This window comes from Pseudomonas donghuensis (genome assembly GCF_000696345.2).
Classification (GTDB): domain Bacteria; phylum Pseudomonadota; class Gammaproteobacteria; order Pseudomonadales; family Pseudomonadaceae; genus Aquipseudomonas; species Aquipseudomonas donghuensis.
Map to the genome: position 1 here is coordinate 145,862 of NZ_CP071706.1, position 12,176 is coordinate 158,037.

10 protein-coding genes are annotated in these 12,176 nt (G+C 57.7%); 4 read left to right on the plus strand and 6 right to left on the minus strand.

The window, feature by feature from the left end; all coding sequences use genetic code 11:
- Positions 1–455: 455 nt before the first annotated feature.
- The 5 genes from mnmE to rpmH all read right to left on the minus strand — a co-directional run bounded on the left by mnmE (position 456) and on the right by rpmH (position 4,385).
- Positions 456–1,826: a tRNA uridine-5-carboxymethylaminomethyl(34) synthesis GTPase MnmE gene (gene mnmE / locus BV82_RS00730; RefSeq protein ID WP_010222713.1), complete on the minus strand. Its 1,371-nt coding sequence runs from the start codon at positions 1,824–1,826 to the stop codon at positions 456–458.
- An 83-nt stretch (positions 1,827–1,909) separates the two neighbouring features.
- On the minus strand, positions 1,910–3,592 hold the full coding sequence (gene yidC / locus BV82_RS00735) for a membrane protein insertase YidC (RefSeq protein ID WP_010222712.1): 1,683 nt from the start codon (positions 3,590–3,592) through the stop codon (positions 1,910–1,912).
- 2 nt (positions 3,593–3,594) lie between these two features.
- Positions 3,595–3,840: a membrane protein insertion efficiency factor YidD gene (gene yidD, locus BV82_RS00740; RefSeq protein WP_010222711.1), complete on the minus strand. Its 246-nt coding sequence runs from the start codon at positions 3,838–3,840 to the stop codon at positions 3,595–3,597.
- Positions 3,833–4,237 (minus strand): ribonuclease P protein component, encoded by a 405-nt coding sequence (rnpA, locus tag BV82_RS00745; protein ID WP_010222710.1) that lies wholly within the window; start codon positions 4,235–4,237, stop codon positions 3,833–3,835. Before rnpA ends, yidD begins: the two co-directional genes overlap by 8 nt.
- Before the next feature lie 13 nt (positions 4,238–4,250).
- Positions 4,251–4,385 carry a 50S ribosomal protein L34 gene (rpmH, locus tag BV82_RS00750; RefSeq protein ID WP_002551315.1) on the minus strand — a complete coding sequence of 45 codons (135 nt, stop codon included), beginning with the start codon at positions 4,383–4,385 and terminating at the stop codon, positions 4,251–4,253.
- Positions 4,386–4,977: 592 nt separating this feature from the next.
- On the opposite strand from rpmH, the gene dnaA reads away from it, so the two are divergent.
- The 4 genes from dnaA to gyrB are packed head-to-tail and all read left to right on the plus strand — an operon-like array spanning position 4,978 to position 11,184.
- Positions 4,978–6,495, plus strand: coding sequence for a chromosomal replication initiator protein DnaA (dnaA, locus tag BV82_RS00755; protein WP_010222709.1), 1,518 nt, complete (start codon positions 4,978–4,980; stop codon positions 6,493–6,495).
- A gap of 40 nt (positions 6,496–6,535) precedes the next feature.
- The gene (gene dnaN, locus BV82_RS00760; protein ID WP_010222708.1) at positions 6,536–7,639 is read left to right on the plus strand and encodes a DNA polymerase III subunit beta; all 1,104 of its coding nucleotides are present in this window, start codon (positions 6,536–6,538) and stop codon (positions 7,637–7,639) included.
- Positions 7,640–7,658: 19 nt separating this feature from the next.
- Positions 7,659–8,762 (plus strand): DNA replication/repair protein RecF, encoded by a 1,104-nt coding sequence (gene recF, locus BV82_RS00765; protein WP_010222707.1) that lies wholly within the window; start codon positions 7,659–7,661, stop codon positions 8,760–8,762.
- A 4-nt stretch (positions 8,763–8,766) separates the two neighbouring features.
- Positions 8,767–11,184: a DNA topoisomerase (ATP-hydrolyzing) subunit B gene (gyrB, locus tag BV82_RS00770; protein ID WP_010222706.1), complete on the plus strand. Its 2,418-nt coding sequence runs from the start codon at positions 8,767–8,769 to the stop codon at positions 11,182–11,184.
- 89 nt (positions 11,185–11,273) lie between these two features.
- Here the strand turns inward: gyrB and BV82_RS00775 are convergent, their stop codons facing one another.
- A complete protein-coding gene (locus tag BV82_RS00775) occupies positions 11,274–12,164 on the minus strand; it encodes a DUF2950 domain-containing protein (protein WP_036995283.1) in 891 nt (296 codons plus the stop codon).
- Positions 12,165–12,176 lie beyond the last annotated feature (12 nt).

The following is a 12,176-nucleotide window of genomic DNA, read 5'->3' on the forward strand; positions in this document are numbered from 1 at the left end:
CCCTCTAAAGGAACCTTTTGCACAAAATTTAACCAGGCTGTGGATGAATGGCAGGTAATAGAAATTAAAAGAGAGAAATTTATTAAAGCTTTGTTTTTATGTTTATTCTTAGTCAGGCACCTTTCTGTGGATAAGGTTCTACAGGCCTTTATTTACCTTATGTACAGAGATTCAAAACCCTGTGGCCTACCGGGGATGAGCGTTCTGGATAAGCGCTTTAAGCCTGTGGATGAAATGGCCAGTTACCCACAAGGGGAGTTATCTTCAGCCTTGAGGGCCAGTTATCAACGGAGCTGAAGGTGGGTTTTCCACAGGGCTTATTTCACCAGAATGTGGATAGACGCGCAGGAGTCAGCGCAGCACGAGCACTGTGGCTGTCCTGACCGGGAGAAGGGATTGGAGAAAAAGGCTGCTGCAGTCGGGTCCGTTGCAGACCCGACTGTGGATAAGGACGCTTACTTGCCGATGCAGAAGCTGGAGAAGATGCGTCCGAGCAGATCGTCGGAACTGAATGCACCGGTAATCTCGCCCAGGGCGTGTTGCGCCTGGCGCAAATCTTCTGCCAGCAGCTCACCGGCACCGGCGAGGGTCAGTTGCGCATGTCCATGCTCCAGGTGCGCACCGGCCTGACGCAATGCCTCCAGGTGGCGCCTGCGGGCGCTGAAGCTGCTTTCAGCAGTCTGTTCATAACCCATGCAGGCCTTCAGGTGCTCGCGCAGCAGCTCAAGCCCCATGTCGGTGTCCTTGGCACTGAGGGTAATGGTGACGTGGCCATCTTCACTCTGTTCCATGGCAATGGCTTCGCCACTCAAATCTGCCTTGTTGCGAATCAGCGTAACCTTGGCCGGATCCGGACGCAGGTCGAGAAATTCCGGCCACAGGGCAAACGGATCACTGGCTTCCGGTGCAGTCGAGTCGACCACCAACAGCACCCGATCGGCTTCGTTGATGGCCTTGAGTGCGCGTTCCACGCCGATCTTTTCCACATGGTCATCGGTATCGCGCAATCCAGCCGTGTCGACAACGTGCAGCGGCATGCCGTCGATGTGGATATGTTCGCGCAGGATGTCCCGGGTGGTGCCGGCGATATCGGTGACAATCGCCGCCTCGCGGCCGGCCAGAACGTTAAGCAGGCTCGACTTGCCGGCATTCGGCCGACCAGCGATCACCACCGTCATGCCGTCGCGCAGCAAGGCGCCCTGCCCAGCTTCGCGCTGCACTGTGGATAAATTGTTGCGCACCTCATCGAGCATGCTCAGCACGTGACCGTCAGCAAGAAAGTCGATTTCTTCTTCGGGGAAATCGATTGCAGCTTCCACGTAGATGCGCAGGCTGATCAACTTCTCGGTGAGGTTATCCACACGGCGGGAAAATTCGCCCTGCAGCGAGCGCAAGGCATTGCGCGCAGCTTGTGCAGAACTGGCTTCGATCAGGTCGGCGATCGCCTCGGCCTGGGCCAGGTCGAGCTTGTCGTTGAGGAATGCCCGCTCACTGAATTCACCCGGGCGCGCCAGGCGGCAACCCAGTTGTACACAGCGCTGCAGCAACATATCGAGGACTACCGGGCCGCCGTGGCCCTGCAGCTCAAGCACGTCTTCGCCGGTAAAGGAGTTGGGCCCAGGGAAAAACAGCGCAATGCCTTCATCCAGCACCAGGCCATCTTCAGCGCGGAACGCTCCGTAATGGGCGTGCCGCGGTGTCAGTGCTTTTCCACAGATGGCCAGCCCGGCTTGTTGGGCCAGGGGGCCGGATAGCCGCACGATCCCCACGCCCCCACGTCCCTGGGCGGTAGCGATGGCGGCAATGGTTTCACGCACAGTGTTCATGCTCGAGGGCCTCACGACAAAAACGACAGATAGCAAAACGCCCCACGAGGGGGCGTTTATCCACAGGTTAGCTGGCTAACCCGTCAAGCAGCGGCTTTCTTGGTAGCCTTTTCGATGCTGCGAGTGATGTACCACTGCTGTGCGATCGACAGGCAGTTGTTCACAACCCAGTACAGCACCAGACCTGCCGGGAACCACAGGAAGAAGAAGGTGAAGATGATTGGCATCAGCTTCATCACCTTGGCCTGCATCGGATCCGGCGGAGTCGGGTTCAGCTGCTGCTGGATGAACATGGTCGCGCCCATGATGATCGGCAGGATGAAGAACGGATCCTTGATCGACAAGTCAGTGATCCAGAACATCCATGGCGCCTGACGCATCTCGACGCTTTCCAGCAGAACCCAGTACAGCGAGAGGAAGACCGGCATCTGCACCAGGATCGGCAGGCAGCCGCCCAGTGGGTTGATCTTCTCTTTCTTGTACAGCTCCATCATGGCTTGCGACATTTTCTGCCGGTCGTCGCCATGTTGTTCTTTCAGTGCAGCCAGTTTCGGTGCAACGGCACGCATGCGCGCCATGGAACGGTAGCTGGCAGCCGACAGCGGGAAGAACAGCGCCTTGATCAGCATGGTCAGGACGATGATCGACCAGCCCCAGTTGCCGAGCAGGCTGTGGATATGTTGCAGCAGCCAGAAGATTGGCTGGGCAATGAACCACAGGATGCCGTAGTCGACGGTCAGTTCCAGACCTGGGGACAACTCTTTGAGCTTCTCCTGGATCTTCGGACCTGCGTACAGCGTGGTGCTGGTTTCGCCTTTACCGCCAGCGGCAACGTTCAGCGCCGGACCGGTGAAACCGATGATGTAGTTGCCTTGGCTGTCCTTACGGGTCTGAACGATGTTGTTTTCAGACTTGTTTGGAATCCAGGCAGTTACAAAGTAGTGCTGCAGCCAGGCTACCCAGCCGCCGGAAACATTTTCTTTCAGATTTCCCTTGTCGATGTCTTTCATCGACACCTTTTTGTAGGGTTCCGAACTTGTCCACAGGGCTGCACCGAGGTAGGTCGCGGTACCGGTTGCGGTGCTCGAGGAAGGATCCGAGCTGGCATCGCGCTTGAGCTGCGCGAACAGGTTACCGGTCCAGGGCTGTGCGCTCTGGTTGTCGATCAGGTAAGTGACGGTCAGGTCGTACTCACCGCGCTTGAAGCTGAAGCGCTTGATGTAGTTGACGCCGGCATCGCTGAACTTCAGGTCGACGACCAGTTGGTCCTGACCATCGGCCAGTTGATAACTTTTCTGATCAGCGGCATACAGCGGACGACCAGACGAACGGGCATCCGGACCGTTGACGCCAGTCAGACCGCTCTGTGCCAGGTAAGTACGCTCACCACCGTTGTCGAACAACTGGAACGGAATGTCCGGATGGTCCTGACGGCGTGGGTACTTCGGCAGCATCAGCTGGGCGACGTCACCACCGTTTGGATCGATAGCCAGATCGAGGACATCAGTCTTGACCCGAATCAGATCCTTGCTAACCACTACCGGGGCAAGTTCTGCGGGGCTGGATTCAGCGTTGGCGCTCGGTACATCGGCGCTGGCGCCAGTGTTACCGGCCTGCGCGGTGTCCGGCAGGGCCGGGGCAACGTTGCTGGCAGCAGTATTCTGAGTCGGCAGGGCAGCCTGGCCATAGTCCTGGTTCCAGTTAAGGACCATGACGTAGGACACGATTGCCAGGGCGACGATCAGGATCGTGCGTTTAATATCCATGATTACTCGGCTATCGAAGAAGTACGGGAAGAGGAGGCAGGTGGAACCGGGTCAAAACCACCGGCATTCCACGGATGACAACGCCCCAGGCGACGAACGGTAAGCCACCCACCGCGCAATAGGCCATGTGTTTCGATGGCTTCGATCGCGTAGCAGGAGCAACTGGGGTAGAAACGACAGTGACTGGCCATCAGAGGACTAATGGCATAACGGTAAAACTGGATCGGAACGAGCGCCAGTTTACGCATCTTGACTGTCTACCCCCACAGAGTCGGTGTTAACCACTGGAGCGGGCCGACTGCGTGCAAGGCGCTTCCAGAGCTTGCCAAAATGTTGGTGCAATTCTGGGTTTTCAATCTCGCCCAACCCTTTGCGCGCGACGATCACGATATCCCAACCGGCAAGTGAATGCTGGTTCAGGCGAAACGAATCGCGCATCAGGCGTTTCAGGCGATTGCGTTGAACGGAGAGCTTGACGCTCTTTTTCCCGATCACTAGCCCCAGGCGGGGATGATCAAGACCGTTCTCGCGAGCAAGGATCAGCAGGCATTTCCCTGGAACCTTGCCGGTTGGGGAGTCGAAGACCGCTTTGAAGTGTCGGGGAATAAGCAGACGCTTTTCCCGACTGAAGTCCTGACTCACCACCAGTGCCGAAAAATCAAACTGCCAGGCGCTTACGGCCTTTGGCACGGCGACGCGACAGAACGGCACGACCGTTCTTGGTGGCCATACGGGCACGGAAACCGTGAGTGCGAGCGCGCTTGATGGTGCTTGGTTGGAAAGTACGTTTCATGGCGTGTTACCTGGTTCGTCGACAACGGGCCGGAATGGCCCCCGTTTTAAGAGACCGGCGATTCTAGAGAAAGCAGGGCCGTAGGTCAATTTCCAACCAGCTTTTCCTTATAGACGGAAAATCGGCCTCATTCGGTGGCTCACCTGGTTTGCCCTGACAGACCCCGAGCAACGGATCACTTAAACATAGAAAAAAAGAGAGGACTTATTTAAAGCTTTTTAGTGAATCTTATAAAGCTTATGTGGAAGATTTCTGTGGATAACAAGCTACAGGCCTTTAAATACCTTATGTACAGAGGAAAGAAACCTTGTCGAGAAGAGGTGTTCTGACTGTGTTGTAGCCTCGGAAAAGCTGTGGATCAAATGGGTAGTTATCCACAGGCAGGTTATCCACCGATTTCGACCCCCAGTTGTGCAAAGACCTCAGGCGCTGTTATCCACAGGGCTTATTCACATGTCCGAAACGGCATTTTGGTCACTAAAGTGCTGATTTATCGCCATCCTCGACGCACCTGCATGTGGATAACTGCGCTGGCGCTGGGTACAATGGGCGCTTGTTTTTGCCTCACCGGCTTTCAACTCAGGGGATATCCGTGTCAGTGGAACTTTGGCAGCAGTGCGTGGAGCTTCTGCGCGATGAACTGCCTGCCCAGCAATTCAACACCTGGATCCGTCCGCTACAGGTCGAAGCCGAAGGCGACGAGTTGCGCGTCTATGCGCCCAACCGTTTCGTTCTCGACTGGGTCAATGAAAAGTACCTGAGCCGTCTGCTCGAGCTGCTGGGTGAACACGGCAACGGTATTGCACCTGCGCTTTCCTTATTAATAGGCAGCAGACGCAGTTCGGCACCGCGCGCCGCGCCCAATGCACCGCTCGCCGCTGCCGTGGCTGCATCCCAGGCCCAGGCGGCGCAAACGGCGGTGGTCAACGAACCAGTCGCCGCTCCTGTTGCTGCCCCTGCCGCGACGGTTGAAGTCGAGGACGCGCCTTCGCGAGACAGCTTCGATTCCATGGGCGAGGCCAATGCCGCCCCGGCGCCAAGCGGTCGCACCGAACAACGCACTGTGCAGGTTGAGGGTGCGCTCAAGCACACCAGCTACCTGAACCGCACCTTTACCTTCGAGAACTTCGTCGAAGGTAAGTCCAACCAGCTGGCCCGCGCTGCGGCCTGGCAGGTTGCCGACAACCCCAAGCATGGCTACAACCCGTTGTTCCTGTACGGCGGCGTGGGCCTGGGTAAAACTCACTTGATGCACGCTGTGGGTAACCACCTGCTCAAGAAGAATCCGAATGCCAAGGTGGTGTACCTGCACTCCGAGCGTTTTGTCGCCGACATGGTCAAGGCGCTGCAACTTAATGCAATCAATGAGTTCAAGCGCTTCTACCGTTCGGTCGATGCGCTGCTGATCGATGACATTCAGTTCTTCGCCCGCAAAGAGCGTTCCCAGGAAGAGTTTTTCCACACCTTCAACGCCCTGCTCGAAGGCGGTCAGCAGGTCATTCTGACCAGCGACCGTTATCCGAAGGAAATCGAAGGGTTGGAGGAGCGCCTGAAGTCGCGTTTCGGCTGGGGCCTGACCGTTGCGGTAGAGCCACCGGAGCTCGAAACCCGGGTGGCGATCCTGATGAAGAAGGCCGATCAGGCCAAGGTCGACCTGCCGCATGATGCTGCTTTCTTCATTGCCCAACGGATTCGCTCCAACGTGCGCGAACTCGAAGGCGCCCTGAAACGGGTGATCGCTCACTCGCACTTCATGGGCCGCGACATCACCATCGAGCTGATTCGCGAGTCGCTCAAGGATCTTCTGGCACTGCAGGACAAACTGGTGAGTGTGGATAACATCCAGCGCACCGTTGCCGAGTACTACAAGATCAAGATCTCCGATCTGTTGTCCAAACGTCGTTCCCGTTCGGTAGCCCGTCCGCGGCAGGTCGCCATGGCCTTGTCCAAAGAGCTGACCAACCACAGCCTGCCGGAAATCGGCGACGTATTCGGCGGCCGCGATCACACCACCGTGTTGCATGCGTGCCGCAAGATCAACGAACTCAAGGAATCCGACGCGGATATCCGCGAGGACTACAAGAACCTGCTGCGGACTCTGACGACTTGATGAACGTCAGCGCAGCTTATTAAAGGCAAGGGACTAGACCATGCATTTCACCATTCAACGCGAAGCCCTGTTGAAACCCCTGCAACTGGTCGCAGGCGTCGTCGAGCGCCGCCAGACCTTGCCGGTACTGTCCAACGTACTGCTGGTGGTACAGGGTCAGCAATTGTCGCTGACCGGTACTGACCTGGAAGTGGAACTGGTTGGCCGCGTGCAACTGGAAGAGCCGGCCGAGCCTGGCGAGATCACTGTTCCTGCACGCAAGCTGATGGATATCTGCAAAAGCCTGCCGAACGATGCGCTGATCGACATCAAGCTCGATGAGCAAAAGTTGGTGGTAAAGGCAGGCCGCAGCCGCTTCACCCTGTCGACCCTGCCGGCCAACGACTTCCCGACAGTGGAAGAAGGCCCGGGCTCGCTGACCTGCAACCTGGAGCAAAGCCGTCTGCGTCGCCTGATCGAGCGCACCAGCTTCGCCATGGCCCAGCAAGACGTGCGCTACTACCTCAACGGCATGCTGCTGGAAGTGTCCACTGACACCCTGCGCGCCGTCGCCACCGATGGCCACCGTCTGGCCATGTGCTCGATGCGTGCCGATATCGGCCAGGCTGATCGCCACCAGGTCATCGTACCGCGCAAAGGCATCCTTGAGCTGGCGCGTCTGCTCACCGAGCCGGACGGCATGGTCAGCATCGTCCTGGGTCAGCACCACATTCGTGCCACCACCGGTGAATTCACCTTCACCTCCAAGCTGGTCGATGGCAAGTTCCCGGACTACGAGCGTGTACTGCCCAAGGGGGGTGACAAGCTGGTGGTCGGCGATCGTCAGGCGCTGCGCGAAGCCTTCAGCCGCACCGCGATCCTGTCCAACGAGAAGTACCGCGGCATCCGTCTACAACTGGCCAATGCCCAGCTGAAGATCCAGGCCAACAACCCTGAGCAGGAAGAAGCGGAAGAAGAAATCAGCGTCGAGTACAACGGTAGCTCGCTGGAAATCGGCTTTAACGTCAGCTACTTGCTGGACGTACTGGGTGTCATGACCACTGAGCAGGTTCGTCTGATCCTGTCGGACTCCAACAGCAGTGCCCTGCTGCAGGAAGCTGACAACGACGACTCCGCTTACGTTGTCATGCCGATGCGTCTGTAATTTGTCCAGCAGACTCTAGATGTCCCTCAGTCGCGTTTCTGTCACCGCGGTGCGTAACCTGCACCCGGTGACCTTCTCCCCCTCCCCCCGCATAAACATTCTGTACGGCGCCAACGGCAGCGGTAAAACCAGCGTGCTGGAAGCCGTTCATCTGTTGGGCCTCGCCCGTTCCTTCCGCAGCACTCGGCTTACCCCGGTCATTCAGTACGAGCAGCTGGCTTGTACCGTGTTCGGCCAGGTCGAGTTAAGCGAAGGCGGGTCGAGCAACCTGGGGATTTCGCGGGATCGGCAAGGCGAATTCACTATCCGCATTGACGGGCAGAACGCCCGTAGCGCTGCGCAATTGGCAGAGATTCTGCCCCTGCAGCTGATCAACCCGGACAGTTTTCGCCTGCTTGAAGGTGCGCCGAAAATACGCCGGCAGTTCCTCGATTGGGGGGTGTTCCACGTGGAACCCCGCTTCATGGCCACATGGCAACGCCTGCAGAAGGCTTTGCGGCAGCGGAACTCATGGTTGCGGCATGGTACACTTGACGCTGTTTCGCAAGCGGCCTGGGACCGGGAGCTGTGCCTGGCCAGCGCGGAAATAGATGAATACCGTCGCAATTACATCAAGGCCTTGAAGCCCGTCTTTGAGCAAACCCTGAGCGATTTGGTCGAGCTCGAAGGGCTGACCCTGAGCTATTACCGTGGCTGGGACAAGGATCGCGAACTCAGTGAAGTGCTCGCCTCCTCCCTGCAACGTGATCAGCACATGGGCCATACCCAGGCCGGCCCACAACGCGCGGACCTGCGCCTGAGACTCGGCGCCCATAACGCGGCTGACATTTTGTCTCGCGGCCAGCAGAAGCTGGTGGTCTGTGCATTGCGTATCGCCCAAGGCCATTTGGTTAGCCAGGCGCGTCGCGGCCAATGTATTTATCTGGTGGATGACTTGCCGTCGGAGCTCGACGACCAGCACCGCCGCGCACTTTGTCGCTTGTTGGAAGACTTACGCTGCCAGGTGTTTATCACCTGTGTAGATCAAGAATTATTGAGGGAAGGCTGGCAGACGGAAACGCCAGTTGCTTTGTTCCACGTGGAACAGGGCCGTATCACCCAGACCCACGACCATCGGGAGTGAAGGCATGAGCGAAAATCAAACGTACGACTCCTCCAGCATCAAGGTGCTGAAAGGGCTAGATGCCGTGCGCAAGCGTCCCGGTATGTACATTGGCGACACCGATGATGGTAGCGGCCTGCACCACATGGTGTTCGAGGTGGTCGATAACTCGATCGACGAGGCACTCGCCGGCCACTGCGATGACATCACCGTAATTATTCACCCGGACGAATCCATCAGTGTTCGCGACAACGGTCGCGGCATTCCGGTTGACGTGCATAAAGAGGAAGGCGTTTCCGCCGCTGAGGTCATCATGACCGTCCTCCACGCCGGAGGTAAATTCGATGACAACTCCTACAAGGTATCCGGCGGTCTGCACGGTGTAGGTGTGTCGGTGGTTAACGCCCTTTCCGAGCAGTTGATCCTCACCGTTCGCCGCAGTGGCAAGATCTGGGAACAGACCTACGTCCACGGTGTTCCACAAGCGCCGATGAAGATCGTTGGCGAAAGTGAAACCACCGGTACCCACATCCACTTCAAGCCGTCGGCTGAAACCTTCAAGAACATCCACTTCAGCTGGGACATCCTGGCCAAGCGGATTCGTGAACTGTCCTTCCTCAACTCCGGCGTTGGCATCCTGCTGAAAGACGAGCGTTCGGGCAAGGAAGAGTACTTCAAGTACGAAGGCGGTCTGCGTGCCTTCGTTGAGTACCTGAACACCAACAAGACGCCGGTCAACCAGGTGTTCCATTTCAATGTTCAGCGTGAAGACGGCGTGGGCGTGGAAATTGCCCTGCAGTGGAACGACAGCTTCAACGAGAACCTGTTGTGCTTCACCAACAACATTCCGCAGCGCGACGGTGGTACCCACCTGGTCGGTTTCCGCTCGGCGTTGACCCGTAACCTGAACAACTACATCGAGCAAGAAGGCCTGGCCAAGAAGAACAAGGTTTCGACCACTGGCGACGACGCCCGTGAAGGTCTGACCGCGATCATCTCGGTGAAGGTGCCGGATCCGAAGTTCAGCTCGCAGACCAAAGACAAGCTGGTGTCCTCGGAAGTGAAAACTGCCGTGGAACAGGAGATGGGCAAATACTTCTCCGACTTCCTGCTGGAGAACCCGAACGAAGCCAAGGCGGTTGTCGGCAAGATGATCGACGCCGCTCGTGCCCGTGAAGCTGCACGTAAAGCGCGGGAAATGACTCGCCGCAAAGGTGCGCTGGATATCGCCGGCCTGCCTGGCAAGCTGGCGGACTGCCAGGAGAAGGACCCTGCTCTTTCCGAACTGTACCTGGTGGAGGGTGACTCCGCGGGTGGCTCGGCCAAGCAAGGCCGTAACCGCAAGACCCAGGCGATCCTGCCGCTCAAGGGCAAGATCCTCAACGTCGAGAAAGCACGCTTCGACAAGATGATCTCGTCCCAGGAAGTGGGCACGCTGATCACTGCGCTGGGCTGTGGTATCGGCCGCGAAGAGTACAACATCGACAAGCTGCGCTATCACAACATCATCATCATGACCGATGCTGACGTCGACGGTTCGCACATCCGCACCCTGTTGCTGACCTTCTTCTTCCGTCAACTGCCGGAGCTGGTCGAGCGTGGTTACATCTACATCGCTCAGCCGCCGCTGTACAAGGTCAAGAAAGGCAAGCAAGAGCAGTACATCAAAGACGACGACGCCATGGAAGAGTACATGACTCAGTCGGCTCTGGAAGATGCCAGCCTGCACCTGGACGAATCCGCACCACCTGTTTCCGGCGTCGAGCTGGAGCGTCTGGTCAACGAATTCCGTACCGTGATGAAGACCCTCAAGCGTCTGTCGCGCCTGTACCCGCAGGAGCTGACCGAGCACTTCGTCTACCTGCCGGCGGTATCGCTGGAGCAGTTGGGCGACCACGCTGCCATGCAGGAATGGCTGGGCAAGTTCGAAGAGCGCCTGCGTACCAGCGAGAAGTCCGGTCTGCTGTACAAGGCCAGCCTGCGCGAAGACAAAGAGCGCAACGTCTGGTTGCCGGAAGTGGAAATCACCTCCCACGGCCTGGCCAGCTATGTCACCTTCAACCGTGACTTCTTCGGCAGCAACGACTACCGCACCGTCACCGCCCTCGGTGCACAGCTGAGCACCCTGCTGGGTGAAGGCGCCTACGTGCAACGCGGCGAGCGCAAAAAAGCCATCACCGAGTTCAAGGAAGCACTGGACTGGCTGATGACCGAAAGCACCAAGCGCCACACCATCCAGCGATACAAAGGTCTGGGTGAGATGAACCCGGATCAGCTGTGGGAAACCACCATGGACCCAACGGTGCGCCGCATGCTCAAGGTGACCATCGAAGACGCGATCGCTGCCGATCAGATCTTCAACACCCTGATGGGCGACGCCGTTGAGCCACGTCGTGAGTTCATCGAGAGCAACGCGCTGGCAGTGTCTAACCTGGACTTCTGATCAGGTGTAGGTTCAAAGAAAAGCAGCATCATCAAGCCCGCTCACGCGGGCTTTTTTTTGTGTCGATTTCCATGTGTTGAGCTGCTGGTTCAGCGCACTTCTTCCTCTTCCTTTACTTCGCTCCAACTGCTGTCGGGGTCGAAACGCGTAATCGCAGCAGCTTGCTTGGCGCTGTCACGGCCGAGGTCTTTCTCGAACAGTTCGCCGTCGTGGCTGATCATGAAGCTCATCACCCCAGTGTCCCCGTAGTCCGCCGGCCAGGCAATAACGGAAAAACCGCGCGTCATGCGATCGCCGATCTTGTAGTCATAGGCGCCGCCCGGCGCCGAAGGGCCTTGGGCAGTGAGGATACGATAGTGATAGCCGTGCCAGTCATCACCAGTCGCGGTATCACCGAAAAGCGGTCCGAGCGGACTTTCTTCGACGCCTTCCTCTTCCGGCCAGTACAGGCCGTCGAACTGCCCGTCGCTACTGATGAGCTTCTGTGCGTATTCGAGGACCCCATCACCATTGCGATCAATCTCGGCGTAATCCATCTGCGCGTCGTGATAGGCACGCGCCGCTTGCATTGTCGCCAATTCGTTGCGTCCGATGCGGCGCTGACGGATTTCCTCGGCGCCGGCTTTGGTGTCGAATGCCCAGCCGCCAGTACTGTGTCTGATGGGAATTGGGAATATCCAGGGCGTGTCGCCGACAACCAGATGTACGCGCTTCGGGCTGTCGGACTGAACCTGATGTTTTTCCTTGTAGAGGGCGAGAAAGGCATCAACATCTTTACGATCGATGTTCTTGGTCGGGATATAGCTCTTCCAGTCGTTGCCAAGCAAGTTCGCCAACTGTTGGCTATCGGCCTTCTCGCTACCAAGCGCCTGCACCAGTGCTTCGCCGGCGGCCTGCGGGTTTGGGAAGTGTTTCTGAGCGAAACTGCTGGACGTCCAGAACAGCAGCAGAACCAGCGCAATTCGACTAGCAGCATTCATGACTGACTCTCC